Source organism: Pseudomonas sp. ITEM 17296 (genome assembly GCF_028895205.1).
GTDB lineage: Bacteria > Pseudomonadota > Gammaproteobacteria > Pseudomonadales > Pseudomonadaceae > Aquipseudomonas > Aquipseudomonas kermanshahensis.
On sequence record NZ_WJRS01000011.1, the window covers coordinates 136,939 to 162,618 of the forward strand.

Genomic DNA, 25,680 nt, shown 5'->3' on the forward strand with positions numbered 1-25,680 from the left:
TGTTCAGTATGAGCGGCAAACAGAAAGCCCGCCAGGGAGGCGGGCTTCGGTCCAACAGGCTGGGCTTAACTAAACGCTTAGCGCTGTGGGTTGAGCGTCAGGTGCACGTGGCGGTTGACGTCCTTGTACAGCAGGTAGCTGAAGTTGCCTGGGCCACCGGCGTAGCAGGCTTGCGGGCAGAAGGCGCGCAGCCACATGAAGTCACCGGCTTCGACTTCGACCCAGTCCTGGTTCAGGCGGTACACCGCCTTGCCTTCCAGCACGTACAGGCCATGTTCCATGACGTGGGTTTCAGCGAACGGAATCACGCCGCCCGGCTGGAAGGTCACGATATTGACGTGCATGTCGTGGCGCATGTCGGCCATGTCGACGAAGCGGGTGGTTTTCCAGCGGCCTTCGGTGCCTGGCATCTCGATGACGGTGGCGTTGTCACGGTGGGTGACGAAGGACTCTGGCAGGTCCAGGCCTTCAACCTTCTGGTAGTGCTTGCGCAGCCAGTGGAAGGTGACGTTGGCCTTGCTGTGGTTGCGCAGGCTCCATTCGGCGCCTGGGGCGATGAAGGCGTAGCCGCCTTGCTTCAGGGTGTGGTGCTTGCCTTCCAGGGTGATGTCGAGCTCACCCTCGACCACGAACACCACGGCTTCGGCGTTTACGTCCAACTCTGGGCGCTCGCTGCCGCCTTCCGGGGCCACTTCGACGATGTATTGCGAGAAGGTCTCGGCAAAGCCGGTCAATGGGCGGGCGATGACCCACATGCGCATTTTGTCCCAGAACGGCAGGTGGCTGGTGACGATGTCACGCATCACGCCCTTGGGGATGACGGCATAGGCTTCGGTGAACATGGCACGGTCAGTCAGCAGCTCGGTTTGAGCCGGGTGCCCACCGTGAGGGGCGAAGTAGGAATGATTCGACATGGACGATCTCGACTTGTTGTTCTCTCCCCGTGCCGTGAACCGCACCGGCCGGTGCGGCGCAGGGGATGTGCCGACAGAATAGGGTCGAGCGCGTGCCATCTACAAATTAAATGTTGGAATACCCGGTATTTGCTTGCTGAATGCTAACTTGGCGCCCTGCATGTTGCTCCGGCAAGCGGTCGCCCTGGCCGAACAGCTTGTGGCGCAGGGTGCCGTCCTGGTAGTGCAAGGGGTAGCGGCCGCGGCGTTGCAGCTCGGGCACCAGCAGCTCGACGACGTTGGCCAGGTCATCCGGTTGCACCGCGTACGTGAGGTTGAAACCGTCGATGCCGGTCTCGTCCAGCCACGTTTCCAACTGGTCGGCGATGTCAGTGGCAGCGCCGACCAGGACCGGACCACGGCCCCCCAGGCCGACGAATTCGGCCGCTTCGCGCACGGTCCAGCGGCGGTTAGGGTCGGCGGCGGTGAAGGCGGCCAGGGCGGCGCGGCCGGCATCGTTCTCGACATACTCGATCGGTGCGTCGGGGTCGAGGCCGGCGAAGTCGATACCGGTCCAGCCCGACAGCAGGGCCAACGCGGCGTCCAGGTCGACATAGCCCCGGTACTCGGCAAAGCGGGCTTCGGCCTCTTCACGCGTGGGGGCGACGATCAACAGTGCCTGGGCGTAGATCAACACCTCGTCGCGGCCACGCCCGGCCACTTCGCTGGCCTGGCGAATGCCATCGGCATAGCGGCGCAGTACCGTGGTCGTCGGCCCGCTGATGAACACGCACTCGGCATGCTGCGCGGCAAACTGCTGGCCGCGTGCCGAGGCGCCAGCCTGGAACAACACCGGCGTGCGTTGCGGCGAGGGCTGGCACAGGTGCGTGCCGGGCACCTGGAAATGCTCGCCGACGTGACCGATCGGGTGGACCCGGGAAGGGTCGATATACCGGCCGCTGTCACGCTCCAGCACCACCGCGTCGTCGTCCCAGCTTTTTTCCCACAGTTTGTACAGCACCTGCAGGTATTCCTCGGCCAGGTCGTAACGCTGGTCGTGGCCCAGTTGGCGGGCCAGGCCCAGATTGCGCGCGGCGCTGTCCAGGTAACCGGTGACGATGTTCCAGCCGACACGGCCATTGCTCAGGTGGTCGAGCGTGGACATGCGCCGGGCAAAGGGGTAGGGGTGTTCGTAGGTCAGTGAAAAAGTCACACCAAAGCCCAGGTGCTCGGTTACGCCGGCCATGGCCGGGACCAGCAGCAGCGGGTCGTTGACCGGCACCTGCACACCCCCGCGCAAGGCCGCTTCAGGGCCGCCCTGGTAGACGTCGTAGATGCCCAGTACGTCGGCAATGAACAGCGCGTCGAACAGGCCGCGCTCCAGCAGGCGGGCCAGGTCGGTCCAGTAGCCCAGGCGGTTGAAGGCCACGCTGGTGTTACGCGGGTGGCGCCACAGGCCGGGGGACTGGTGGCTGGCGGCGTTCATGCTGAACGCGTTGAAGCGGATCGGGCGGGGCATGGCGGTCATTCTCCGGTCACGGCAGCACGGAAGCCGGGTAGACCGCATCGGCTACCTGCAACTTACGCGGGATCAGGCCCAGGCCCTGGAAGGTGTCGGCCAGCTTTTGCTGTTCGGCGACGATCTGCGGGGTGATGGCGACGGCGTTGTAGTTACGGCGCTCGCTGGCCACTTCCAGCACATCAGCCTTGATCCCCAACTGCGGCGCCAGCAGCGCGGCGACGTCGGCGGGCTTGGCGTTGGCCCATTGGCTGACCTTGCCCAGCTCGGCGAAGAAGGTCTTCAGCAGGGCGCGGTGCTGGTCGGCGAATGCCGCGGTGGACAGGTAGAAGGTGCGGTTATTGGACAAGCCACTGCCGTCACGCAGGTTCTTCAGGCCCGGCTGGCTTTCTGCCGCGGCGAGGAACGGGTCCCACAGGGTCACGGCCTGGACGCTGCCCGATTGCAGGGCGGCCACGGCATCAGCCGCGTTATTGACGTAGGCGGGGGTGATGTCCTGGTAGCTCAGGCCAGCTTGCTCCAGTGCGACGGCCAACAGGTATTGCGCGTTCCAGCCACGGCCGGTGGCTACCCGTTTGCCTTTAAGGTCCTGCACGCCTGTGAGGTGGTCCTGTTCGCGCACCACCAGGCCGATACCGCGCGGGTAAGGTTGCTCGGCGGCCAGGTAAACCACTGGCTTGCCGGCGGCCTGGGCAAAGACCGAGGGGGCGTCGGCGGCGTGGCCGAGGTCGATAGCGCCGGTGCTCAGCGCTTCGAGCAGTTGCGGGCCCGCGGCGAACTCGTGCCAGCTGACGGTCACCCCTTGCGGGGCGAGGGCCTTCTCCAGGGCACCACTGCCCTTGAGAATATTGATGCTGTTGAATTTCTGGTAGCCGATGCGCAGGGTTTTGGCGTCTTCGGCGAGGGCGCTGGACCAGGGCAGCAAAGCGCTGGCGACACTGGCCAACAGGCCGCCGATCAGCAGGCGGCGCAAGGGGGAAAAGGCACGGGTGGGCATGAGGGGGCTCCTGGAATAGGGTGATAATCCGTGCGCCCAGACTAAGGAGGTGGCGTTTGGCTTTCAATTTTTTAATTCCATTTGGTTAGAATGTTTAGTTATTTTTATATCCTTTTTGTAGTTTAGAGGCATGCGCTTGCACATAAGGGCACTGTGCCATCACTTTTTTTTCACATCTCTTTGTTAGGATCCCGATCACGTTTGAGGAGCCTTTTTCATGCCGCACACCCTGCGCAAGCGCAGCACCCGCATCGCCCTGACCGCTACTGCCAGCCTGCTCGCGGCCACGCTTGGCTTCTTTGCCTGGCAGAGTTTCTATCCGGTCCAGGCTGCCAGCGGCTGGGACGTCGAGGTGTTGCACCGCGACGTGGCCAAAGCAGCCTCGTTGCTGCCGCAAGCCGACGGCAGCCTGCTGGTCAGCCGCGAACTGGACGACGGCAAAGGCAGCATCCTCAAGATCACCGCCCAGGGCGACCGGGTCGTGGTGATCGACAACCTGTCCAAACCTGACGGCATGGTCGCCGTCGACGGCGGCTGGGTGTTCAGCCAGGAAGGGGGGTTCGCGCCGGTCAGCCTGTCGCGTGATGGCCAGGTGACCCGGCTGTTCGACGGCGAAAGCGTGCAAGGGTTGTGGAACGAGGGCGATCACCTCTATGCCATCGAGGACCGCAAGGGTAATGGCCGCTTGATGCGCTATGACTGGCGCACTGGCCAGCTTGACGTGCTGCGTTCCGGGCTTACCGAAACCGAAGGCCTGACCCGCTGCAGCGATGGCCGCCTGCTGTATACCGAGAAAGCCAACGGCAAGGTCCGCGCGTTGTCCGAAGACGGCCAGGACCCGGTGGTGGTCGATGGCCTGCGTAACCCAACCTTCCTGTTCTGCGACCAGCGCGGTTTGTGGATCAGCGAAGACAACACGCACCGCGCCCGCCTGCTGCGTATCGACGCCGATGGCTCGCGCCAGACTGTGCTGTCGTTCCTCAAGGCGCCCCAGTCAATCGTCGCCGATGGCAAGGGCGGCTACCTGCTGGCTGAGGGCGGGCGCAACCGCGTGCTGCACCTGACCCCACCGGTGGAGCGCAGCACCGCGCAGCGTGACTGACCAATCGTTCAGCTCGGCAGGCGTTGCTTGCGCCCGGGCAGCAAGCCCAGCACCAGCATGCAGCCGAGCAGGATCACCCCACCGCCGGCGACCTGCAGCAGGCTCAAGGTTTCATCGAGGAACAACGCCCCCACCAGCACCGCCACCAGGGTGACCACGAACTCTACGCTGATGGTGCGGGTGGCACCGATACGGGCGACCAGGCCGAAAAACAGCACATACGTGGTAGCGCTCATGACCCCGCCGCTGATCAGCAGGTAAATCCAGTCGCTGGCCTGGGGCTCGCTAGGCACGGGCACCACCAGCAACAGCGGCAAGGTCATCAGGCCGCCGGCCAGGAATGCGCCGCCGGTCACCGTCCATGGGTCCTGGCCACGCACGTGCAGGCTGGCGTAGTTGCTGCCGAACGCAGCGCTCAAGGCACCGAACAGCGACGCGATACAGCCGTGGATGAAGACGTCGTTGACCGGTTGGGCCGGAAACCCCACCAGCATGGCGATGCCGACAAAGCCCAGCAGCAGGCCGATGAGGCCTTGCAGAGTGATTTTTTCCAGCCCCCAGACACGGCCGATGATCATCGAGAACAGCGGGATGGTGGCCACGAAGATCGCCGCCATGGCGGTGCCGATCCGTGGCGTGGCGTAAGACATCCCGATCAACTGCCCGGCCACGGTAGTGGCGCCGATCACCAGCAGCGGTTTCAGCAACGGTCGCAGGCGCAAGGCACGGCCGCACACCGCGCCCAGCACGGCCAAGGTACTGCCGGCAATCAGCGAGCGCAGGCTGACCGCGCCGACCCACCCAAAGGCGTGCACCGTCTTGAGCACCACCAGAAAGGAAAAGCCCCAGGCAATGGCCAGAAACAGGTAAGCGGCAAGGTCACGCGGTTGCATGGGGCAGGGTCCGTCCGAGGCAGAGGAACGCAGGCTAGCGGGTTGAAGGGCGTGACTACAAGCGCCGCCAGTGGTTTGCCTGTAATGCCCTTTGATGGCTACCCGACCAACAGCGTGCTTCCCTGCATGGCCGCGCTCACGGATAATCCCCTCATTCCAATAAACAGCCTGTGAGTGGGTATGAGTGATTCCGTAGTCAGCCTCGGCCAGCCTGAGATCGAAGGGGTGCGCAAGTCGCGCAAGAACAACCCCGAGAAAACGCGCGAGGACATCCTTCAGGCCGCCATCAACGAGTTCGTCCAGCAGGGTCTGGCCGGCGCGCGCGTCGATGCCATCGCCGAGCGCACCGCCACCTCCAAACGCATGATCTACTACTACTTCGGCAGCAAGGAGCAGTTGTACGTCGAGTGCCTGGTCAAGCTCTACGGTGATATTCGCAAGACCGAACAAAGCCTGGACCTGGAGTCGCTGCCGGCCGAGCAGGCGATCCGTCGCCTGGTGGAGTTCACCTTCGATCACCACGACCGCAATGTCGATTTCGTGCGCATCATCTGCACCGAAAACATTCACTATGGCGAGTACGTCAAGCAGTCGCCGGTCATCCGCGAGATGAGCAGCCTGGTGCTCGAAGCGCTCGGCAGCACCCTGCGTCGGGGCGAGCAGGAAGGCGTGTTCCGTTCCGGGATCGAGGTCATCGACCTGCACATGCTGATGAGTTCGTTCTGCTTCTATCGGGTGTCGAACCGCCACACCTTCGGCGAGATCTTCCAAATAGACCTCGCCGACGACGAGATCAAGCAGCGCCACAAGAACATGATCTGTGACGCAGTCATCCGCTACATCCGCGCCTGAGCGGGGTCATTCGCCCAGCCGTTGCTCGCGTGACGGCGGGTAGCCGAAGTACGCCGCATAGCACTTGCTGAAGTGCGACACCGATACGAATCCGCAGGCCACTGCCACTTCCATCACCGACAGGTCGGAATACTGCAGCAGCCGGCGGCTTTTGGTGATGCGCAATTCCATGTAGTAGCGCCGCGGCGAGGTGCCCAGCTGGGCCTGGAACAGGCGGTCGATCTGCCGGCGTGAGCGCCCGCTGTAGGCGGCCAGTTGATCGAGGCTGAGGGTTTCTTCGAGGTTGTTTTCCATCAGCTCGACGATGGTGCGCATGTGCAGGCTCATGGACTTTTTCGCCCCGGGCCCGACCTGGCGATAGCGCGCGCCGGAGAACGACAATATTTCTTCGACGCCTTCGGCCAGGCCATCGCCGTACAGCCTGCGGACCAGGCCGAGCATCAGCTCCATCGCGCCATTGGGGCTGGCGGCGCTGAGGCGGTCGCGGTCGAGGGTGAAGCTGGCCGGGGTGATGCGGGTTTGCGGGCTGCGTTCGGAGAGGCTGGCGCGTTGCTCGGGGTGGATGCTGCACCCGTAGTCGTCCAGCACGCCTGCGCGGCCCAGGAACCAGGCGCCGTTCCACAGGCCGCCCAGGGCCATGCCATGGGCGGCGCAGTCGTCCAGCATGCGGTCGAGTTCAGGGTACTTGAGCGGGGTGCGCAGGCCACCGCAGATGATCAGCAGGTCGAGTTCCTTGAGCGCTTCGGCGGACAGTTCGCTGGCGACCAGCTCCAGCCCCAGGTCGCTCAGCACCCGGTCGCCGTCCAGCGACAGTGGGGTGAACTGGAAGCTGTCGGCGCGCAGCAGGTTGGCCGTGACCAGCACATCCATGGCCACGGTGAAGCTGGCCATGGAGAAGTGTTCGAGCAATACGAAGTCGACCCGATAGGGCGCTTGGGCATTTCCGGTGGTGGACTTTAGCCTCAGCATGTTGCTGGTGCTGGTCTTCTTGCTGAACTGGCGTGGGGTGGGCACTCTGGACTCCGCTTCCTGGCTGGCCAGGCGGAGTGTGGCGGGTGGCCGTGGGAAAGACAATCTCTCGGGTGGGCCTGTCGTATTTCAGGTCGTGTTCAGGCAATGGGTTGAAGGGTGGTTGTGAGGTGCAGGCGCTGCAAACCCAAAAACACGCTCCCCGGGAAATCAATCTGAACCCTCAGCGCCCAAGGCAACCCAACCCATTACATGCCAAATGGGAGAGCGCTCATGGAAATCGGAACGATCTGGATCATCATCGCGGCCTTTGTGATCCTGCTGGAAATCTGGGCCATCTGGCACATCATCGGCAGTGACCGCCGCGCCGAGCGCAAGATGCTGTGGGTCGTCTTCGTGGTCTATGCGCCGTTCCCCGGCCTGTTGTTCTGGGCGTGGCGCGGGCCGCGAGCGGTGAAGGGCAGGGCAGTGCTGCAAGAAAAGTGATGACCATGGCACCAGGCGCGGGGGCGCCTGGTGCGGTCACTGCTCGCGGCTCAGGGCACGATGCTGAAGTGAATGGCCTGGCCCAGGCCGTCGACCATCAGGCTGCCGTGAAACTTCACCCGCGACACCACACGCAGGCTTTTGAGCTCTTCGTGTATGCGGTCGCGAATCTGCTTTTCGGCTTCATCGACACGGGCTGCCGGGGTGCCTTGGTAAAGCTGGACCACGCCTAGCAGGGTGGTTTCGATGTGGTCCACGGTGTCCCAGCCGATTTTGCGCAAGTGCAGCCGGGCGCGGGCGGCCTCGTCGTCATCGCCGTCATGCCGTGGGTTAATGGTGTAGGCAAGTTGAAAGTGGTGCTTGGTCATTGTTGCTTTCCTTGTTGCGGGCAGGCCTCCGTGCCGGGTTTTGCACTCTAGCGGCAGGCAGACGCCGCTGAAAACACACACGTGGTTCAACACGCTGACCGCGTCATGTGAAAAGTCCTACAGCGCGCTTGACCTCAAGCTAACTCGAGGTCTGATACTCGGCGGCACTTTTCTCCGTGCGAGTATTCACCGTGTCCCGTTCAGCACCTTTCCAGCTGTCCAACCCTGCAGGGCTGTATGACCCCAGTGGCAATGCCTATTCCCATGTCGCAGAAGTGCCTGCCGGCAGCCGTTTGCTGTATATCGCCGGCCAGGGCGGCGAGGACGTCAGCGGGCATCTGTCGCCGGCATTCGCCGACCAGGCGGGACAGGCCCTGGCCAACCTCGAGACGGCCCTGGCCTCCAAAGGCGCCAGCCTGGCACAGGTGTTCAAGCTGACCTTGCTGATCGTCGATCACAGCGAGGCGCGGCTGCAGCAATGGGTGGCCGAGGCTGACAGGGCCTGGGGCCCGCTCATGAAACCGACCTGCACACTGATACCCGTGCCTCGGCTAGCGCTGGGCGGCATGCTGGTGGAGATCGACGCGGTGGCAGCGCTGTAGCGGCTGCCACTCGGGGGTGGCGCCAGGGAAACACTCTGTTGTATATCGGTAGCTGCAGGGCCGATATAACAACAATAACCCTCTCAGAGGTGACCCCACCATGAGCACCGGCACCACCACGCTTACCGACCGCAAGGCCAGGGCCTGGCTCTGGCCCGCACTGTTCAGCCTGGTGGCCTTCGCTGCCAATTCGGTGTTTTGCCGGTTGGCACTGCGCGACGGGGCCATCGACCCCGCATCGTTCACGGTGGTGCGGCTGGCCAGTGGTGCGCTGTTCCTCATGCTGCTGATACGGTTGCGCAAGCTCGCAATCCCCCAGGGCGGCAGTTGGAGAGGCGGCCTGGCGCTGTTCCTTTATGCATTCCTGTTTTCTGCGGCGTACCTGCAACTGGGCGCTGGCCCAGGTGCGTTGCTGTTGTTCGGCGCTGTGCAGATCACCATGTTTGGTTTTGCCGCGTACAAAGGCGAGCGCATCACCCCGCGGATGCTGCTGGGCATGCTCATCGCCTTCGCTGGCCTGTTGGTGCTGTTGTTGCCCGGTGCCGAGGCGCCACCCTTGCCCAGCGCCTTGCTGATGGCCGCCTCGGGCGTGGCGTGGGGCGTGTATTCGCTGTTGGGCAAAGGCTCACCCAGGCCGTTGGCGGATACCGCCGGCAACTTTGCCCGCAGCCTGCCATGCCTGGTGCTGCTGGCACCCGTGCTGTGGGTAGGTGGCGGCACGCAGTTGACCGCACCCGGTTTACTGTATGCGCTTGCCTCGGGCGTGCTGGCCTCGGGGGCGGGTTATGCCGTGTGGTACGGCGTGGTCAGGCAGGTCAGCGCACAACAGGCGGCAACGATGCAGCTCAGTGTGCCGGTGATTGCCGCAGTGGGCGGGGTTTGCCTGATTGGTGAACCGCTGTCGATTCGCTTGCTGGTGGCGTGTGCCGTGGTGCTGGGCGGTATCGCGCTGGCCCTGGCACCGCGCCGTTAAAAGAAGCTGCGCTGCGCCTTGAGCGTGACGACGCTTTCGCAATACGTGTTGATCCCCGAATACGCATCACAACCGCCGCCACTGAGGTTGGAGTTGCTGTAGATCAGGTTCAGGTCGATGCCCAGCCAAGGCCGCGACAGTTCCAGCGACCAGTCGGAAAAGGCATTCACCTGGCTGCCATCGCCAATGGTGAACGGCGTGCCCAAGCGGTGATGGGCGAGTTTGACGGTGAGGTCGACGTCGAACAGCGGCAATTGGCCGAAGTCGGCGAACAGGGTGCCGGTGCGGTTGTCGGGGTTGTCGCGCAGCGCCCCGCCAAAGCGGCTGCCCAGCACCGACACGCCGCCGTACAGTGCATAACTGTCGGGGCCTGCGACATTCGGCTGGCTGTAATGAATCAAACCCACCTCGTAACCCAGGCTGCTGTCGAAGTGGTGCTTGTAGCCCAGGTAGCTGTCCAACCGCAGGGTGGAGTTCGGGGTGACGCCCATGCTCGGGGCGTATTGGCCCAGGTACCAGCCACTGCGGTGGCTGAGGTCGAGGCCACCATGGAATGCGCCGATGGCGCTGGGCGAAATCAGCCCTTGGGCCATGCTGCGGGAGGGTGTGGTGCCTAGCGTGAAGTCGATGTCGCCCAGTTCGCGTTTCATTTGCTGGGCCAGCAGCAGGGGGCTGAAGAGCAGTGCAGCACTCAGCAACAGAAGGGGCCTGGTCATGGTCTCCGTCCTGGAAGGCTTGCGGTTGAGCGGTAAAGGATACCTGCGCAGGCGGGAGGAGGGAACCGTTGGCTATGGCCTTCAGCCTTTGGTCGAAGGGGCAGCGTCGGCGGCTTCAGTGACTACAGGCAGGTCGTTGGCACGCTGGATCACCCGCCGTTGCTGTTCATAGTCGTCCAGCGACAGGCCACGGCGTTGCAAGGCTTCCAGTTGCAGTTGGCGGGTTTCTTCGGCGCTGTACGGGCGCAGTTCGGGGTGGCTGGCACAGCCGGCCAACAGGGCGATGGCGGTAGCGGCCAGGGCAGTGAGCGAGAGGCGGGCCAGGGTATTCATCGGGTAGCTCCGGGGTGCGGGGATTCGCCAAGTTCGAATCAATGGCGCTAGGTTATTGGGCCGGGCCGATCAGTAGAAATTGCCTCGTTCGATAGTCACTATCGATACAACCATCAGTGCGAAAAGTTAGCGCCCTCTCTGCTGGTCAAACGGATTGCCATTGCTACCCTTAACCCACGCGGTCTGACCTCATGGGGATTAGCGATGCGCATGCCATTGATTGCCGTCCTTTCGGCGGTGCTGTGCCTGAGCGCTGCACCCGGCCGGGTGCTGGCACAAGATGTACCCGCGCCGGACCCGGCCCCACAAGCCGACACGCTCGCGGCCAAGGAGGCGGTGTTCACCCAGGAGCAACTGGACCAGATGCTCGCACCCATCGCGCTGTACCCCGACGCGTTGCTGGCCCAGGTGCTGATGGCCGCCACCTACCCGGGGCAGGTGAGTGAAGCCGTGACCTGGTCCAAGGCCAACCCCAAGGCCTCTGGCGACGATGCGGTCAAGCAAGTGGCGAAACAACCGTGGGACCCGAGCGTGCAGGCGCTGGTGGCCTTCCCGCAGTTGCTGGCGACCCTGGGCCAGGACCCCGTGTGGGTACAACGCCTGGGCGACGCCTTTCTTGCGCAACCCGACGATGTCATGGCCGGCGTGCAGCGCTTGCGTCATCAAGCGCAGGCGGCCGGCAACCTTCAGAGCAACCAGTACCAGAACGTGACCGTGCAGGCGGCTCCGGCGGCAGCGCCGGCTTCCAGCGGTGGTAGCAGCAAGCAGGCTGCGCCGGCCAGCAGCCCGCCCACCACCATCATTATCGAGCCGGCCGACCCGCAAGTGGTGTACGTGCCCAGCTACAACCCCACCACCACCTACGGCACCTGGGCTTACCCGGCCTCGCCGCCGGTGTACTACCCGCCACCGCCGATGTACTACGCCGGTTCCGCGCTGGTGGCGGGCCTGGCCTTCGGTACGGGCGTGGCGATTGTCAGTTCGCTGTGGGGCGACTGTGACTGGGGCAACAATGACATCGACATCGACGTCAACCGCTACAACAACATCAACGGCAACAACCGCATCACCAACAACCAGAACAAATGGCAGCACAACGCCGCGAACCGCGAGGGTGTGCCTTACCGCGATGCCCGCAGCCGCCAGCAATATGGTCGCCAGCTGGACGGTGCTACCCAGCGTACCGCGTTCCGTGGCGACGACGCCCAGCGTGCCCAGGCACGCAACAACGCCAGGGCTTCAATGGACCGGGCTGGCATCGAGCGGCCGGCCACCAGCAACCGCCAGGCCCGCCAGCAGGTGCGCGAGGCGCAGGCGGGCAATTCGGTCGGCAATCGCATGCAATCGCGTAACGACGCGGCACGGCCAGCCGACCGCCGACAGGACACACGTAATACCCAAGGCCGGCAGCAGAACAACCAGGTGAGCCCACGCAGACAAGGCGAAGGCCAGGCGCGGCAAGGGGCGCAGAACCGCCCCGCCAATACCGCAGGCCGGGCGCGTAACAATGCCTTCGATGGCGTGCGCTCGCCGTCGCGCACCAGCGCGCAGGCCAGCCGCGGCCGCACCAGCCAGTCGTTCGCCCAGCGGCCGAACGCATCGCGTGCCGCCGGGCACCAGATCTCCCGGCCCAGTGCGCCTGCACGCCGCGGGGGAGGTGGCCGTCGATGAACCGTCCATTACTCGGGGCATTGCTGCTCACTGCAGGCCTGGCCTGGTCATCCCTGGCCGCTGCGCAAGACGCTTTTCCGACACCGGAGAAGGCCGTGGAGGCCTTCGTCGCGGCGCTGGGCCAAGAGAAAGCGGATGAAGCGCGCTTGGCCCAACTGCTGGGCGATGATTGGCGTACCTACATCCCGCGTGGGGGTGTGCAACGCAGTGATGTGGACACGTTCCTGGAGCAGTATCGCGCGCAGCACAGCATCGACATGACGGCCCAGGGCAAGGCCATACTGGCGGTGGGCAGTGATCACTGGACGTTGCCTATACCCCTGAGCAAAAGCAGCCAGGGCTGGCGCTTCGACCTCAAGGCCGGCAGTGCTGAAATCCGCGCCCGGCGCATTGGCCGCAACGAGCTGGGTGCCCTGCAGTCGATGCTGGCTTACCACGACGCGCAGATGGACTACGCCTCACAAGACCGCAACGGCAATGGTGCGCTGGAATACGCGCAGAAAATTTTCAGCGAGCCTGGCAAGCATGACGGCCTGTACTGGGACGATGAAGGTGATGGGCAGGTCAGCCCGCTGGGGCCGCTGTTTGGCCAGGATGTGGTGGGTGACGACTGGTATGGCTACCACTTCCGCATCCTCGATGCGCAAGGCCCGTCGGCCCCCGGTGGCGCTTACAGTTACCTGATTGGCAACCAGATGAGCCGCGGCTTTGCCCTGATCGCCTGGCCAGCGAAGTATGACGACACTGGGGTGATGAGCTTCATGATCAGCCATGACGGCCAGGTCTTCGAGAAAGACCTCGGGCCACACGGGGACAGGCTGGCCAAGGAGATGAAACGCTTCGACCCGGATGACAGCTGGAAAGAGGTCGATACCACGGCGATCGAGTGAACACGGCGCATCCTTGCGCCGCCGCTTTCAGTGCGCGCGCGCCGCGCGCACTTCGCGGGCGGTACACCCATAGCGCTGGCGAAAGGCCCGGGTGAATTGCGCCTGGTCGGCAAAACCCCAGCGAAACGCCAGTTGGCCGATAGACAGATGGCAGTACGGGTCGCGCAGTTGGCGATGCACCGCCTCCAGGCGCTGTTGGCGCACCCATTCGCCCAGGGTATAGGGCGTGATCGAGAACAGCTTGTGCAGGTAGCGCAATGACAGGCCGCAGGCCGTGGCGACGGCTTGCGGTGACAGGTCGGGGTCGCCGAGGTTTTGCAGCACGTAGTGCTCGACACGGGTCAGGTGCAGCGTGCTGAGGTTGGAGCCTTCACTGCCCAGCACCCGTTCGTCCTGCTGCAAGGCCAGCAGCAGGGTCGCACTGGCCTGCTCCAGCAACAGGTGGCGGGCGGCTGCGGGGCTGGCGTCGAAGTGGCGTGCGCAGAGGTCCAGTTGCTCGACAAAGATCCGCCCAAGGCCTTGGCTGGCGTCGAAGCAGTGGCGGGTGTAGCGCTTGTGCCCGAGCAAGTTGGCCTTGAGCGCGCGTTCAGGCAGTTTCAGCACCCACAGGTCGTTCTCGGCCCGGTAGTGGAAGCGGTAAGGCGCGTCGCCGCGCTCGACGATGAAACCGCCCGGGCGGCAGCTCAATGGGTGGCCATCCTGCTCGAAGTGCACCTCGCTGCGGCTGGGCACGGTGACCAGGTAGAACGCGTCAGTGTCCTGGCCGATGTGCGCCTTGCTGCGGGAATAGCCAAGCTGGCTGGAACGCAGGCGTGACAGGCTCAGCGGCGTACTGGGGGTGCTCCAGCGCTGCAGATGGCCATCGAAAGGTTGCTCGGCGGCAAATTCCAGGCTCAAGGGGAAGTAAGTGTCGTTGATGGCTTCGGCCCAGCGCGCCTGGCGTTCGGGTTGCGGCCAGCCGTGGGTCGACAGTTCTGTGGGCATGGGATGTCCTTTTTCAAAGAGGGCAGCATTGAAAAAAGGAACTGCAGGCAAGCTACTCAAGCAGCTCTTGTTATTGTGCAAAAACGCCCGGCAGCGCAACGCTGCCGGGCGGGTGTCACGCCCATGATCGGCGCGTGCCGACCCTTTGATCAAGCCCCGCGTGTCACCCGGTACGTGGCCGAAGGTTCCAGGCAGGCCTGCCAGCCTGGCGGCACGACGATGTTGGTGGTGTCCTCCTCGATCACACAGGGGCCTTGCACCGTCTGCCCGGGCAGCAGGTGGTTACCGTTGAACACCGGGGTGTGCTGCCACTCGCCGTCGGCACTGAACAGCATCGGGCGCTCGCCCGCTGGGACTGCAGCAGGTGGCTGGGCCGGCCCCTGCAGTTCTGGCTGTGGTGGGCGCGGCAGGTGACCGATCACCGAGCACTCCAGGTTGACCAGTTCTACCGGGCTGTCGGGCTCACTGTACGAGTACAGCGTCTGGTGGCGAGCGTGGAAGGACTCGATCAACGCTGCCAGCCCCTCGCTGTCCAGGCTGTGGCGCTCCAGCTCCACGCTGCACTCATGGATCTGCCCGCTGTAGCGCATTTCCAGGGTGTAGTGGCAGCTGCCGGCCTGGTCGCCGAAGCCGTCTTCACGCAGGTTCGCCAAGCCTTGCTGGCGCAGTTCGGCCAGGGCCTGGTTGAGCTGCGCGAGGTCGGCGTGTTCGGCGTCCAGGCGCATCGACAGGCTGGTGAGCTGATCGTAGCGCACATCCGAAAGGATCTGGCCGAAGGCGCACAAGCCAGAGGCCACCTTGGGGATCAACACGGTGTGCATGCCAATTTCTTCGGCCAGGCGCACCACGTGCATACCCGCTGCGCCACCCGCGCCAATCAGGGCGAAGTCGCGCGGGTCGTGGCCGCGTTCGATGGAGACACGGCGGATGCCGTTGACCATGTTCAGGTTGACCAGGGTGGTAACGCCAAACGCGGCGCGCTCAACACTGATGCCCAGCGGTTCGGCGATCTTGCTGCGGATGGCCTCCAGCGCAGCCTGGCGATTCAGCGTAATACTGCCGCCCAGCAACGCACGGTCTGGCAGGTAGCCCAGGGCCAGGTTGGCGTCGGTCACGGTGGGTTCACTGCCGCCTTTGCCGTAGCACACCGGGCCAGGCTTGGCGCCCGCACTACGGGGCCCGACCTGCAGCATGCCGAACTCGTCGAGGTGCGCGATGGAGCCACCGCCGGCACCCAGTGTCTCCACCTGGATCATCGGCACGCCGATGCGCTGGCGCAGGAAGTCCACATCCTTGCTGAAGTTGGTGCGCCCGGCATTGGTCAGGGTGATGTCGAACGAGGTGCCCCCCATGTCCACGGTGATGACGTTGTCGATGCCAAACGGGCGGGCGACCGAGAGCCCCGCCTGGGGCGCCGAAGCCGGGCCGGAGTTGATGGCATTGACCGCGCGCTCACGCATCAGGTGGCCGGGCGCCAGGCCACCGTTGGACTGGAAGTAGCGCACCGGTTGCTGGGCGCCCAACGCCTCGAACAGGCTGTCGATACGCGCCACGTAGCGCGCCATCACCGGGCTCAGGTAGGCGTTGACCACGGTGGTGGAGGTGCGGGTGTATTCGCGGATTTGCGGGAACACTTCAACGCCTGTGCAAACGAACACCCCGGGCAGCGCTGCCCTGACCAGCTCGGCGGCACGCTGCTCATGGCTGGGGTTGCGCACCGACCAGAGGAAGGAAATGGCCACCGCTTCCACGCCTTCGGCGCGGAAGTAGTCGATAGCCTCACGCACCGCGCGCTCGTCCAGCGGGCTGTGCTCGCGGCCATCGCCGAGGATCCGGCCACCGATCGGGCGCCGCAGATGACGCGGGGCGAGCATGTGCGCCGGCGGGTAGTGGGCGTCATAGCGGTGGCCCTCTTCCTTGTGGCCCAGGCGGATTTCCAGGCTGTCTTCGTGGCCCTCGGTGCACAGCAGGCCGACCTTGACCCCGGTGCGCTCGATCAGGGCGTTGAGGGCGACCGTGGTGCCGTTGATGCACAGGTCGCAGTTGGCGATGATCTCGGCCGGCGTGCGGCCGGTGGCGTCGGCGATTTGCGCCAGGCCCGCGCGGATGGCCAAGGTGCCGTCCTGCGGCGTGGAAGGGGCTTTGAACAGCTGCACGCCGCCATCGCGGTCAGCCAGGATGAAATCGGTGAAGGTGCCGCCGGCGTCGATGCCCAGGCGATATTGATTGCGCATGATGGGTCTCCGGTCAGTGCAGGTCGCGGGCAAGGCGGGTGGCGGTTTCGTCGAGGTGGCCGTCAGCATCGACGACCACGCCGTATTCCAGGGCGGCGCCGTGGGGCGAGACCAGGCCGTTGCGCAGGTCTTGCAGCACGGCGGCTACCGGGCGGCGCAGGGGGTCGCCATAACCGCCGCCCCCCGGGTTGATGTTGATGATCCGCTCGCCGGGCTGGAGGGTGAGCATGGGGTTCTGGGTGTAGTGGTCTTCCGAGCCATCGGCGTGCCGGTGGATCAGGCGGCCGAGTTTGGGCTCCAGCAGGGCATTGCGGGCCCCGGCGGCGCCGGCGGTGGGCAGTTGGCGGCCTTCGCCGAAGCCGACCACGGTCATCGCGTGTTGCAGGGGCTCGATCTCCAGGCGGGTGCCGGAGCCGCCGCGAAATTCACCGGCGCCGCCACTGTCGGCCATCAGGCTGTAGCGGTGGATGAGTATCGGGTAGGCGTGCTCCAGCAGCTCGATGTCACCGCTCATCAAGGCGCCGAAGCAGCACAGCGGCCCACAGGCATGCCAGCCATCCATGACTTTGTTGGCCCCCGCGCCGGCAATGATCGAGGCCAGGACCATGGTCACGTACTCGCTGTTGCCGTTGCGTGGGTCGTGGCCGGCGATGTTGATGCCGCTGGTATGGCCCCAGGAGGCCGTGACCCGCTGCGGCGAGGCTTGCTCCAGTGCCGTGCGCACGGCATCGGCCAAGGTTTCCATCGGAGTCGTGGTGCAGTTGACGTGGGGCGCCGGTTCCTGGGCGTTGCACAGCGTGCCCTTGGCGCCGACATCGACCGTGACGCAGCGATACAGGCCTTCGTTGTAGGGCGGTGCGACCTGGGCGAACATCATCAGGCCAAGGTACACACCCGACACCGAGTTGCCCTCGTAGGAGTTGATGAAGTAGGGCACCTGCGGCGGGCTCTCGATACGCACATGGGCTTGCTCGCCGCGTATCTCGACATGCGCGGTGATGGCCAGTTCGCCCAGGCCGTGGCCGGCGTCTTCGAGCACGGCGGTGCCACGGTAGTGGCCGTCCGGCACGTCACGCAGCAAGGCGCGCATGTGGCGGTCGGCCATGTTCTTCAGCTCGGCGATGCAGGCACGCACCTGCTCCACGCCGTACTTGTCGAGCAGGTCGAGCAGGTGCCGCTCACCGACTTTGCAGGCGCCGTACTGGGCGTTGAGGTCGCCCTCCTGATAGGGGCGGGCGCGCATGTTGGTGAGCATGAAGTTGATCACGTCTTCGCGGCGTTTGCCCTTTTCCCACAGCTTCACGGGTGGGATGCGCAGGCCTTCGGCGTAGATTTCCTTGGCGTCCGGGTTGTAGCCGGCCGGTACCGGGCCGCCGATGTCGGTGAGGTGGCCTTTGCATACAGTCCAGAACACCAGTTCGCCCTGGTAGTACACCGGCTTGTACATGCAGCAGTCGAGGATATGGCTGCCCTTGTACGCCGGGTCGTTGTGGTAGATCACGTCACCTTCGGCGATATCGTCACCGAAAAACTCGGCCACGCACTTCATGGCGGGGATCAGTGAACCCAGGTGGATGGGGATGTCCTGGCCTTGCAGGATCATTTCGGGGAGGTGGTCGAACAACGAGTTCGAGTAATCATGGGCCAGGTTGAACACACTGGAGCGGCCGGTCTTTTCCAACGTCAAGGTCATTTCGCGCTGCGCTGTTTCCAGCGCACCCCGGACCACCGCAAGGGTGATCGGATCTACTGTTTTCATAGGTCACCAACGTTTGTTCTTGTGCTTTTGGGTGCGTGCCGCAGTGATCGGCGCGTGGTGACAGGCTACGGGGCGAGCGGGGTGGCTGACTTGTCGGTGGGTGTACTGCTTGTTGCGCTTGGGTGCACTGTTTGGGCGGCTTTAGCCCATCATCCTGTGGGAGCAACTGTCTTGCGCCCTTTCTAAAAATTGACGCATTAAGTGGGAGCGGGCTTGCCCCGCGAACACCGGCGAAGCCAGTGCCAAGCTCCGCGTAGCCCCATTCGCGGGACAAGCCCGCTCCCACAATGTTCACTATTGTCTGGTCGATTTCCTACACGCCCAGCAACTGCTGCACCAGCCATTGCCCGGCTGGGCCGAGGGCGCGGCGGCGGGACCAGGCGATGTCCATGTCGACGCGGCGCGGATAACCGGCCACCTGCAATTCCACCAGGCCGCTGCCAAAGCGCGTGACCAGGGCCTTGGGCAGTTCTGCCCAGCCAAAGCCACGGGCGGCGAACTCCAGCAAGGTCAGGTAGTCGGGCGCCGACCAGGCTTGGCCGCGATCGTGGTGCAGGCTGGAGGCGTAGGTCTTGATGTACAGCTGGCGTTCGGTCTCCAAGTGCTGGCGCTGCACCGTGCGCAGCGCTGCCAGCGGGTGCTCGGCGCTCACGTACACACAAAACTCCGCCTGCTCAGGCAGGCGCGCCACGGCGACATCGGCGGGGTACTGGCGCTGCGCGGCAAGAATGCCAATCTGGGCCATGTCCTGCTGCACCAACTCGATCACGTCAGCGTCTTCCGAGGGCCCACAGCGCAGCTCGGTATGTGGGTAGCTGTGTGCGAAGCCGGCCATGACCGCGCTCTGGAAGGTAACGCTGTAGCTGTCCGACATCACCACCGAGACCAACGCTTCAACGTGCTCAGCCAGCCTCAGTGACAGGGCGTCGAGCCCGGCACTGGCGTCAAGGATCGCTTCGACATGGGGCAATACCTGGCGCCCGGCAGCATTGAGCGTAGGGTGGCGCCCGCCGCGGTCGAACAGGGGGCAGCCGATATCCGCCTCGAAATTGGCTATCGCAATGCTGACGGTGGACTGGCTTTTCTTCAGTTTGCGGGCCGCCGCAGAGAACGAGCCCAGCGAGGCGGCTTCGACAAAGGCAAGCAAGGCTTCAGGTGAGTAGCGCATAGGTATTGATAAAACCGATAGGAGCTATGTCGCGAGTATCTGTTCCATCAAAGAAAATAGGAAGCACGTCTCAAGCAAATGATGGAATTCAAGATGAAAAAGGTCTCTTTCACCGAACGCATGGTCCATGCCGTAGGTTATGAAGTGTTCGCTGTGCTGTTGTGCGCACCGCTGTTGTCCTGGGTGCTGGGCAAGTCGTTGGCAACGGCCGGGGGGCTGGCGGTGACCCTGTCGGTCATCGCCATGGCCTGGAACGTGGCCTATAACGCACTGATCGAACGCGTCGTGCAAACCGAACGGGTTGCCTGGAAGCCTTGGACGCGTGTCGCCCATGGCCTGGGCTTCGAGGCAGGCCTGGTGGTGTGGTGCCTCCCCGTGGCGGCCTGGATGCTGGATATTTCGCTGCTTCAGGCGTTCATGGTCGAGCTGGGCTTCTTCGTGATCATCCTGCCCTACACCGTGGTGTACAACTGGGCGTTCGACAAAGCCCGGCACTATGTGGTCCAGCGCCAGGCTGCCGCCTAACGGCCTACTCCCCGCGCCCGATGCCCTCGGCATGCATGATCTGCGCGATGATCGGCACGGGGGTCATCAGGTGCGAGTGCATCATGGCGCTGGCGCGCTTGGCGTCGCGGGCCAGAATCGCCTCCACCAACGCTGCGTGCTCCTGGCGCTTGAGTTCAAGGGCCTGCTCGGAAAACACCGTCTGCGTCAGCCACAGATGCCGATAACGCTCGGCCTGGTCGAACAGGTAGGTGCGTGCCTGCAGCAAGTGCTTGGAGCCGCACCCGGAGGCGATGGCGGTGTGAAACGCCTTGTGCCGCTCGTCCCAGACGTCCAGGCGCTGCTCGCGGGTTTTCACCTCCACCACTTTGGCCAAGGTATGCGAACAGGCCAGCACCGAGGCCTCCCAGGCGTCGTCGCCGCGTTCGATGGCCAGGCTGATGATCATGGCTTCCAGGTTGGCGCGGGCATCGTAGATGTCGTTCATCTCCGCCAGTGACATGGGGGCGACACGGTAGCCCTTTTGGCTGATGGCATTCACCAGGTGCTCGGCCACCAACTGCGAGAGCGCCTCGCGCAGGGGCCCTACACCCAGTTCGTAGCGGTCTTTGAGGGTGCTCATCAAGAGCTTTTCCCCCGGCTTGAACACGCCACGGATGATGTCCTTCTTGAGCCTCTCATACCCGCTGAATGCTGAATTTTGTCGGGGCGCGAGCGCTTCCAAGGTCCTGTTCCTCAAAACGTTTTGCCGATCATACCGAAACCACTGGCGGACGAAAAACAATGGACATACGCGCTCTTTATCTTCGTTTTATAAAAATGTAGACATTTTTGTTGAGTGGCGATATTTTTGCTTCGCCTGCACTGATCCAGATCACACACTGGGCGGCGCCACCCACTTTTTCTGCCAGGACCTAGCCATGAACGCTTTTACGCAGATCGACGAACTTGTCATGCCGTTGCCACTCGAACCGCGGGGTTACACCATCGCCCCTTCGAAGCAGTCGCCGCGTCTGCTTGAACTGACCTTTGCCCGCGAGACCGTGGAGGCGTTCGTCAAGGCCGTGGCCGAATGGCCGGTACAGGCGTTGGAGTACAAGTCGTTCCTGCGTTTCCGGGTGGGCGAGATCCTGGATGAACTGTGCGAAGGCACGCTGCGCCCGGTATTGCTCAACACCATCCTCGACCGCGCCAGCGGCGGCATGCTGATCACCCCGGTCGGGCTGGATGACGTGAGCCAGGCCGAGGACATGGTCAAGTTCACCACCGCCTGCGCCCACCTGATCGGTCGCTCCAACTACGACGCCATGAGCGGCCAGTACTACGCCCGCTTCGTGGTGGTGAACAGCGACAACTCCGACAGCTACCTGCGCCAGCCACACCGCGTCATGGAGCTGCACAACGACGGCACCTTCGTGAACCAGATCACCGACTATGTGCTGATGCTGAAGATCGACGAAAAGAACATGGAAGGCGGTAATTCGCTGCTGCTGCACCTGGACGACTGGGAAGACTGCGACGCGTTCTTCCGCCACCCGATGGCGCGCCGCGAGATGCGCTGGACCGCGCCACCGAGCAAGAAAGTGGCCGAGGACGTGTTCCATTCGGTGTTCGATACCGATACCGAAGGCCGGCCGACCATGCGCTACATCGACCAGTTCGTGCAGCCGGAAAACTTCGAGGAAGGTATCTGGCTGAACGCCTTGTCCGAATCGCTGGAGGGCAGCGACAAGAAACTTTCCGTTCCGGTGGCGGTGGGCAGCTTCGTCTTGATCAATAATCTGTTCTGGCTCCACGGCCGCGACCGCTTCACCCCGCACGATGGCTTGCGCCGCGAGCTGATGCGCCAACGCGGCTATGTCGCCTTCCCCAAGCCGCTGTACCAGCGCGGCCAGTAAACACGGCGCGGGAGGTAACACTGTGTACGACTTCATCATCATCGGCGGTGGCATTGTGGGCATGTCCACTGCCATGCACCTGATCAAGGTGTACCCGGACGCCAAGATTCTCCTGTTGGAGAAAGAGTCCGGCCCGGCCCGCCACCAGACCGGGCACAACAGCGGCGTGATCCATGCCGGGGTGTACTACACCCCTGGCAGCCTCAAGGCGCGCTTCTGCCTGGAAGGCAACAAGGCGACCAAGGCCTTTTGCACCGAGCACGGCATCGCCTTCGATGAGTGTGGCAAGCTGCTGGTGGCCACCAACGACCTGGAAATGCAACGCATGAAGGCGTTGTGGGAGCGCACCGCGGCCAATGGCCTGGAGCGTGAATGGCTGTCTGCTGCCGAGCTGCATGAGCGCGAGCCCAACATCGTCGGCCTGGGCGGGATCTTTGTCCCCTCCAGCGGCATCGTCAATTACGCCGAGGTCACGGCGGCCATGGGCCGTCAGTTCCAGCGTGCCGGTGGCGAGATCCGCTACAGCGCCGAGGTGATTGGCCTGGAAGAGCGCGCCAGTGAAGTGATCGTGCGTACCCGCAGCGATGAGTTCCACAGCCGCTTCCTGGTCACCTGCTCGGGGCTGATGGCCGACCGCGTGGTGAGCATGCTGGGCATCCAGACCAATTTCGTGATTTGCCCGTTCCGCGGTGAGTACTACTTGCTGCCCAAGCAGCACAACCAGATCGTCAACCACCTGATCTACCCGATTCCGGACCCGTCCATGCCGTTTCTGGGCGTGCACCTGACCCGGATGATCGACGGTACCGTTACCGTCGGGCCAAACGCGGTACTGGCGATGAAGCGCGAAGGTTATCGCAAGTCCGACGTCAGCCTTGGCGACATGTTCCAGACCCTGACCACACCCGGCATCCTCAAGGTGCTGGCCAAGAACCTGCGGCCGGGCCTGATCGAGATGAAAAACTCGCTGTTCAAGGGCGGCTACCTCAAGCAGGTGCAGAAGTACTGCCCGAGCATCACCAAGGACGACCTCACGCCATACCCGGCGGGTGTGCGGGCACAGGCGGTGTCACGCGACGGCAAGCTCATCGACGACTTCCTCTTCGTCAACTCCGCGCGCAGCGTGAACGTGTGCAATGCGCCGTCGCCTGCCGCCACCTCTGCGATTCCGATCGGCGCCTACATCGTCGAGAAGGTCTGCGAACAAGTCAGCCGCCAAGGGGGCGGCTCGCTCAAGCCTGACCTGGCGGGCAAGCAGCGCGCTGCCGGCTGAGGCGGCAGCTAACCCCGGCGGATCTGCGTTTCGTTTTACTCAACCCGTCCTTGCCCTACTCACCATTTAGGGCAGGGCGGGCTTTTTCGCGCCCGCGTTCGCTAGCCATGCGTGCTGACGGCCTAGCGCGGGCATGACAAGAATAAGAAGGTAAGACCATGCAAACAGACAAGAACAATTTGAGTCATGGATTGAAATCGCGGCATGTCACCATGCTGTCCATTGCCGGGGTGATCGGCGCCGGCCTGTTCGTTGGCTCTGGGCGGGCCATCGCCGAAGCCGGGCCTGCAACCATCCTGGCCTATATCCTGGCCGGCGGGTTGGTGGTGCTGGTGATGCGCATGCTGGCGGAAATGGCAGTCGCCTCGCCGGACACCGGCTCGTTCTCCACCTATGCCGACCTTGCCATCGGCAAGTGGGCCGGCTACACCATCGGTTGGCTGTACTGGTGGTTCTGGGTGCTGATCATCCCCATCGAAGCCAACATTGCCGCCACCATCATCAACACCTACGTGCCGCAGATGGAGATCTGGGTATTGTCGTTGGTGATCACGCTGCTGCTGACCGCCACCAACCTGTTCAGCGTGAAAAACTACGGTGAATTCGAGTTCTGGCTGGCGCTGGTGAAGGTCATTGCCATCGTCGCCTTCATCATTCTGGGTGCCTGTGCCATTTTCGGCCTGCTGCCCAGCTCCGGTGTCAGCGGTGTTTCGCGCCTGTGGGATACCGGTGGGTTCATGCCCAACGGCTTTGGCGCGGTGCTCAGCGCCATGCTGATCACCATGTTCTCGTTCCTTGGGGCCGAGGTGGTGACCATTGCCGCTGCAGAGTCCGACGAGGCGGGCAAGCACATCTCCAAGGCCACCAACTCGGTGATCTGGCGGATCACGCTGTTCTACATCCTGTCGATCTTCATCGTCATCGCGCTGGTGCCCTGGACCGACCCACGGCTGGCCACTGAAGGCTCGTATGTCACGGTGCTGGATACGCTCGGCGTGCCGCATGCCAAGGCCATCATCGACTTCGTCGTGCTGACTTCGGTGACCAGCTGCCTCAACTCGTCGTTGTACACCGCCTCACGCATGGTCTATTCGTTGAGCCGCCGGGGTGACGCGCCGGCCTGTGCCCAGGTGACCAGCCGCAGCGGTACGCCGATTGTCGCGGTGCTGTTGTCCACCGGGGCGGCGTTCCTGGCGGTGATCGCCAACTACCTGGTGCCGGCCAAGGTGTTCGGCTTCCTAATGGCCAGCTCCGGCGCCATTGCCTTGCTGGTTTATCTGGTTATCGCCATTTCCCAGCTGCGCCTGCGCAAGCGCCTGACCGCCCAGGGCAAGACGCTGAGCTACCGCATGTGGCTGTTCCCGTGGCTGACCTGGGGCGTGATCCTGTTCATCAGCAGCGTGCTGGTGCTGATGCTGTTCCGCCCGGATCATCGCCTTGAAGTGGTTTCGACAATGGTGCTGGCGGTGTTCGTGGTGTGCTCGGGGTTGTTGATCACCCGCCGACGGGCGCGGGTGGCGCAAGGCAGTGCTGTGGGGCAGGGCGCCTAGGCGCCCGAAACACCCTGAACAGACGAACGTTGCATCACAGACGAGCAAGATCCATCAGGCTGTGAGAGGATGACCGCCACCTCCACGGCTCGGCCACAGGACCCCAGAACTCAAGCCTGATGAAGACTCCAAAAAGAATCGAACCCCTGATCGAAGACGGCCTGGTCGACGAAGTACTGCGACCTTTGATGAGCGGCAAGGAAGCAGCCGTCTACGTGGTGCGTTGCGGTACCCAAGTGCGCTGCGCCAAGGTCTACAAAGAAGCCAACAAACGTAGCTTCCGCCAGGCCGCCGAGTACCAGGAAGGCCGCAAGGTCCGCAACAGCCGCCAGGCCCGGGCCATGGCCAAAGGCTCCAAGTACGGCCGCAAAGAGGCCGAGGATGCCTGGCAGAACGCCGAAGTGGCGGCCCTGTTCCGCCTGGCCAGTGCCGGTGTCCGGGTGCCCAAGCCTTATGATTTCCAGGATGGCGTACTGTTGATGGAACTGGTGACGGACGCCGATGGCGATGCCGCGCCACGCCTTAACGACGTGCACCTGGAAGCCGACGAGGCCCGCGAGTTCCATGCGTTCGTCGTCCGCCAGATCGTGTTGATGCTGTGCGCGGGGTTGGTGCATGGTGACTTGTCCGAGTTCAATGTGCTGCTTGGCCCGGAAGGCCCGGTGATCATCGACTTGCCGCAGGCGGTGGATGCGGCCGGTAACAACCATGCGTTCAGCATGTTGCAACGTGATGTGGGCAACATGGCGCTGTACTTCGGCCGCTTCGCCCCCGAGCTCAAGAGCACCCGTTACGCGCAGGAAATGTGGGCGTTGTACGAGGCCGGCGAGTTGAAACCGGACAGCCCGCTGACCGGCGAGTACGAGGAGGATGACGAGGCTGCCGATGTGGATGGCGTGTTGCGTGAAATCGACGCCGCACGGCTCGACGACGCCCGCCGCCGGGCGGCGCTGGCCGATGCCGAGCGCGGCCCGGTCAAGGGCGAAGAACCGCCACCGCCCTGGTTGCAGTAAACAGTCACCCACAGGTACAGCGCCGCTTTTACC

The 25,680-nt window shown here is 63.8% G+C and carries 25 protein-coding genes; 12 read left to right on the forward strand and 13 right to left on the reverse strand.

Annotated elements, in window-relative coordinates:
* Positions 1–77: 77 nt before the first annotated feature.
* The 3 genes from GIB19_RS14695 to GIB19_RS14705 form a co-directional block, all read right to left on the reverse strand.
* Positions 78–914 carry a bifunctional allantoicase/(S)-ureidoglycine aminohydrolase gene (locus tag GIB19_RS14695; RefSeq protein WP_027593529.1) on the reverse strand — a complete coding sequence of 279 codons (837 nt, stop codon included), beginning with the start codon at positions 912–914 and terminating at the stop codon, positions 78–80.
* Positions 915–1,020: 106 nt separating this feature from the next.
* A complete protein-coding gene (locus GIB19_RS14700; RefSeq protein ID WP_186680174.1) occupies positions 1,021–2,412 on the reverse strand; it encodes an LLM class flavin-dependent oxidoreductase in 1,392 nt (463 codons plus the stop codon).
* A 16-nt stretch (positions 2,413–2,428) separates the two neighbouring features.
* Positions 2,429–3,409 (reverse strand): aliphatic sulfonate ABC transporter substrate-binding protein, encoded by a 981-nt coding sequence (locus GIB19_RS14705; protein WP_274886984.1) that lies wholly within the window; start codon positions 3,407–3,409, stop codon positions 2,429–2,431.
* Between the two features lie 217 nt (positions 3,410–3,626).
* On the opposite strand from GIB19_RS14705, the gene GIB19_RS14710 reads away from it, so the two are divergent.
* Positions 3,627–4,511 carry a hypothetical protein gene (locus GIB19_RS14710; protein ID WP_099429141.1) on the forward strand — a complete coding sequence of 295 codons (885 nt, stop codon included), beginning with the start codon at positions 3,627–3,629 and terminating at the stop codon, positions 4,509–4,511.
* Positions 4,512–4,519: 8 nt separating this feature from the next.
* Here GIB19_RS14710 and GIB19_RS14715 read toward each other — a convergent pair whose 3' ends face one another.
* Complete coding sequence (locus GIB19_RS14715) at positions 4,520–5,404, reverse strand: DMT family transporter (RefSeq protein WP_274886986.1); 885 nt, start codon at positions 5,402–5,404, stop codon at positions 4,520–4,522.
* A 180-nt stretch (positions 5,405–5,584) separates the two neighbouring features.
* On the opposite strand from GIB19_RS14715, the gene GIB19_RS14720 reads away from it, so the two are divergent.
* Positions 5,585–6,256 carry a TetR/AcrR family transcriptional regulator gene (locus tag GIB19_RS14720; RefSeq protein ID WP_027593524.1) on the forward strand — a complete coding sequence of 224 codons (672 nt, stop codon included), beginning with the start codon at positions 5,585–5,587 and terminating at the stop codon, positions 6,254–6,256.
* Between the two features lie 6 nt (positions 6,257–6,262).
* Here the strand turns inward: GIB19_RS14720 and GIB19_RS14725 are convergent, their stop codons facing one another.
* The gene (locus GIB19_RS14725) at positions 6,263–7,270 is read right to left on the reverse strand and encodes a GlxA family transcriptional regulator (RefSeq protein WP_027593523.1); all 1,008 of its coding nucleotides are present in this window, start codon (positions 7,268–7,270) and stop codon (positions 6,263–6,265) included.
* Between the two features lie 228 nt (positions 7,271–7,498).
* Here GIB19_RS14725 and GIB19_RS14730 point away from each other — a divergent pair, with 228 nt between their 5' ends.
* A complete protein-coding gene (locus GIB19_RS14730; protein WP_027593522.1) occupies positions 7,499–7,711 on the forward strand; it encodes a PLDc N-terminal domain-containing protein in 213 nt (70 codons plus the stop codon).
* A 50-nt stretch (positions 7,712–7,761) separates the two neighbouring features.
* Here GIB19_RS14730 and GIB19_RS14735 read toward each other — a convergent pair whose 3' ends face one another.
* Positions 7,762–8,079, reverse strand: coding sequence for a hypothetical protein (locus GIB19_RS14735; RefSeq protein WP_274886989.1), 318 nt, complete (start codon positions 8,077–8,079; stop codon positions 7,762–7,764).
* Between the two features lie 191 nt (positions 8,080–8,270).
* Here GIB19_RS14735 and GIB19_RS14740 point away from each other — a divergent pair, with 191 nt between their 5' ends.
* Positions 8,271–8,681, forward strand: coding sequence for a RidA family protein (locus GIB19_RS14740; protein WP_274886991.1), 411 nt, complete (start codon positions 8,271–8,273; stop codon positions 8,679–8,681).
* Positions 8,682–8,781: 100 nt separating this feature from the next.
* Positions 8,782–9,654: a DMT family transporter gene (locus tag GIB19_RS14745; RefSeq protein ID WP_274886993.1), complete on the forward strand. Its 873-nt coding sequence runs from the start codon at positions 8,782–8,784 to the stop codon at positions 9,652–9,654.
* Here the strand turns inward: GIB19_RS14745 and GIB19_RS14750 are convergent.
* On the reverse strand, positions 9,651–10,370 hold the full coding sequence (locus tag GIB19_RS14750; protein WP_027593518.1) for a TorF family putative porin: 720 nt from the start codon (positions 10,368–10,370) through the stop codon (positions 9,651–9,653). The genes GIB19_RS14745 and GIB19_RS14750 overlap by 4 nt on opposite strands.
* Before the next feature lie 81 nt (positions 10,371–10,451).
* Positions 10,452–10,703: a hypothetical protein gene (locus GIB19_RS14755; RefSeq protein ID WP_027593517.1), complete on the reverse strand. Its 252-nt coding sequence runs from the start codon at positions 10,701–10,703 to the stop codon at positions 10,452–10,454.
* 204 nt (positions 10,704–10,907) lie between these two features.
* Between GIB19_RS14755 and GIB19_RS14760 the strand changes: the two genes are divergently transcribed.
* Entirely contained in the window at positions 10,908–12,374 is a 1,467-nt protein-coding gene (locus GIB19_RS14760) for a DUF3300 domain-containing protein (RefSeq protein ID WP_274886996.1), read from the forward strand.
* Positions 12,371–13,264 carry a DUF2950 domain-containing protein gene (locus tag GIB19_RS14765; protein WP_186680124.1) on the forward strand — a complete coding sequence of 298 codons (894 nt, stop codon included), beginning with the start codon at positions 12,371–12,373 and terminating at the stop codon, positions 13,262–13,264. Before GIB19_RS14760 ends, GIB19_RS14765 begins: the two co-directional genes overlap by 4 nt.
* Before the next feature lie 27 nt (positions 13,265–13,291).
* On the opposite strand, the gene GIB19_RS14770 is transcribed toward GIB19_RS14765, so the two are convergent.
* The 4 genes from GIB19_RS14770 to GIB19_RS14785 form a co-directional block, all read right to left on the reverse strand.
* Complete coding sequence (locus tag GIB19_RS14770) at positions 13,292–14,248, reverse strand: AraC-like ligand-binding domain-containing protein (protein ID WP_238213434.1); 957 nt, start codon at positions 14,246–14,248, stop codon at positions 13,292–13,294.
* 149 nt (positions 14,249–14,397) lie between these two features.
* Positions 14,398–16,482: a caprolactamase subunit alpha gene (gene capA, locus GIB19_RS14775; RefSeq protein WP_274886997.1), complete on the reverse strand. Its 2,085-nt coding sequence runs from the start codon at positions 16,480–16,482 to the stop codon at positions 14,398–14,400.
* Between the two features lie 13 nt (positions 16,483–16,495).
* Positions 16,496–18,241 (reverse strand): caprolactamase subunit beta, encoded by a 1,746-nt coding sequence (capB, locus tag GIB19_RS14780; RefSeq protein ID WP_027593512.1) that lies wholly within the window; start codon positions 18,239–18,241, stop codon positions 16,496–16,498.
* Between the two features lie 313 nt (positions 18,242–18,554).
* Positions 18,555–19,409, reverse strand: a complete 855-nt coding sequence (locus GIB19_RS14785) for a LysR family transcriptional regulator (protein WP_238213438.1) — start codon at positions 19,407–19,409, stop codon at positions 18,555–18,557.
* Between the two features lie 93 nt (positions 19,410–19,502).
* Between GIB19_RS14785 and GIB19_RS14790 the strand changes: the two genes are divergently transcribed.
* On the forward strand, positions 19,503–19,934 hold the full coding sequence (locus GIB19_RS14790) for a multidrug/biocide efflux PACE transporter (protein ID WP_274886999.1): 432 nt from the start codon (positions 19,503–19,505) through the stop codon (positions 19,932–19,934).
* A 4-nt stretch (positions 19,935–19,938) separates the two neighbouring features.
* On the opposite strand, the gene csiR is transcribed toward GIB19_RS14790, so the two are convergent.
* Entirely contained in the window at positions 19,939–20,637 is a 699-nt protein-coding gene (csiR, locus tag GIB19_RS14795) for a DNA-binding transcriptional regulator CsiR (protein WP_027593509.1), read from the reverse strand.
* 196 nt (positions 20,638–20,833) lie between these two features.
* On the opposite strand from csiR, the gene glaH reads away from it, so the two are divergent.
* The 4 genes from glaH (at position 20,834) to GIB19_RS14815 (ending at position 25,647) form a co-directional block, all read left to right on the forward strand.
* Positions 20,834–21,811 (forward strand): glutarate dioxygenase GlaH, encoded by a 978-nt coding sequence (glaH, locus tag GIB19_RS14800; protein ID WP_085272973.1) that lies wholly within the window; start codon positions 20,834–20,836, stop codon positions 21,809–21,811.
* A gap of 22 nt (positions 21,812–21,833) precedes the next feature.
* The gene (gene lhgO, locus GIB19_RS14805; protein ID WP_099429153.1) at positions 21,834–23,084 is read left to right on the forward strand and encodes an L-2-hydroxyglutarate oxidase; all 1,251 of its coding nucleotides are present in this window, start codon (positions 21,834–21,836) and stop codon (positions 23,082–23,084) included.
* Positions 23,085–23,242: 158 nt separating this feature from the next.
* A complete protein-coding gene (gabP, locus tag GIB19_RS14810) occupies positions 23,243–24,634 on the forward strand; it encodes a GABA permease (RefSeq protein ID WP_027593506.1) in 1,392 nt (463 codons plus the stop codon).
* 119 nt (positions 24,635–24,753) lie between these two features.
* Positions 24,754–25,647 (forward strand): PA4780 family RIO1-like protein kinase, encoded by an 894-nt coding sequence (locus tag GIB19_RS14815; RefSeq protein ID WP_027593505.1) that lies wholly within the window; start codon positions 24,754–24,756, stop codon positions 25,645–25,647.
* Positions 25,648–25,680 lie beyond the last annotated feature (33 nt).

Excerpts from the sequence above, each read along its gene's own strand:
- GIB19_RS14695 (WP_027593529.1), bottom strand. The coding sequence starts at position 914 with ATGTCGAATCATTCCTACTTCGCCCCTCACGGTGGGCACCCGGCTCAA.
- GIB19_RS14700 (WP_186680174.1), bottom strand. The coding sequence starts at position 2,412 with ATGCCCCGCCCGATCCGCTTCAACGCGTTCAGCATGAACGCCGCCAGC.
- GIB19_RS14705 (WP_274886984.1), bottom strand. The coding sequence starts at position 3,409 with ATGCCCACCCGTGCCTTTTCCCCCTTGCGCCGCCTGCTGATCGGCGGC.
- GIB19_RS14710 (WP_099429141.1), top strand. The coding sequence starts at position 3,627 with ATGCCGCACACCCTGCGCAAGCGCAGCACCCGCATCGCCCTGACCGCT.
- GIB19_RS14715 (WP_274886986.1), bottom strand. The coding sequence starts at position 5,404 with ATGCAACCGCGTGACCTTGCCGCTTACCTGTTTCTGGCCATTGCCTGG.
- GIB19_RS14720 (WP_027593524.1), top strand. The coding sequence starts at position 5,585 with ATGAGTGATTCCGTAGTCAGCCTCGGCCAGCCTGAGATCGAAGGGGTG.
- GIB19_RS14730 (WP_027593522.1), top strand. The coding sequence starts at position 7,499 with ATGGAAATCGGAACGATCTGGATCATCATCGCGGCCTTTGTGATCCTG.
- GIB19_RS14735 (WP_274886989.1), bottom strand. The coding sequence starts at position 8,079 with ATGACCAAGCACCACTTTCAACTTGCCTACACCATTAACCCACGGCAT.
- GIB19_RS14745 (WP_274886993.1), top strand. The coding sequence starts at position 8,782 with ATGAGCACCGGCACCACCACGCTTACCGACCGCAAGGCCAGGGCCTGG.
- GIB19_RS14750 (WP_027593518.1), bottom strand. The coding sequence starts at position 10,370 with ATGACCAGGCCCCTTCTGTTGCTGAGTGCTGCACTGCTCTTCAGCCCC.
- GIB19_RS14755 (WP_027593517.1), bottom strand. The coding sequence starts at position 10,703 with ATGAATACCCTGGCCCGCCTCTCGCTCACTGCCCTGGCCGCTACCGCC.
- GIB19_RS14760 (WP_274886996.1), top strand. The coding sequence starts at position 10,908 with ATGCGCATGCCATTGATTGCCGTCCTTTCGGCGGTGCTGTGCCTGAGC.
- GIB19_RS14765 (WP_186680124.1), top strand. The coding sequence starts at position 12,371 with ATGAACCGTCCATTACTCGGGGCATTGCTGCTCACTGCAGGCCTGGCC.
- GIB19_RS14770 (WP_238213434.1), bottom strand. The coding sequence starts at position 14,248 with ATGCCCACAGAACTGTCGACCCACGGCTGGCCGCAACCCGAACGCCAG.
- capA (WP_274886997.1), bottom strand. The coding sequence starts at position 16,482 with ATGCGCAATCAATATCGCCTGGGCATCGACGCCGGCGGCACCTTCACC.
- capB (WP_027593512.1), bottom strand. The coding sequence starts at position 18,241 with ATGAAAACAGTAGATCCGATCACCCTTGCGGTGGTCCGGGGTGCGCTG.
- GIB19_RS14785 (WP_238213438.1), bottom strand. The coding sequence starts at position 19,409 with ATGCGCTACTCACCTGAAGCCTTGCTTGCCTTTGTCGAAGCCGCCTCG.
- GIB19_RS14790 (WP_274886999.1), top strand. The coding sequence starts at position 19,503 with ATGAAAAAGGTCTCTTTCACCGAACGCATGGTCCATGCCGTAGGTTAT.
- glaH (WP_085272973.1), top strand. The coding sequence starts at position 20,834 with ATGAACGCTTTTACGCAGATCGACGAACTTGTCATGCCGTTGCCACTC.
- gabP (WP_027593506.1), top strand. The coding sequence starts at position 23,243 with ATGCAAACAGACAAGAACAATTTGAGTCATGGATTGAAATCGCGGCAT.
- GIB19_RS14815 (WP_027593505.1), top strand. The coding sequence starts at position 24,754 with ATGAAGACTCCAAAAAGAATCGAACCCCTGATCGAAGACGGCCTGGTC.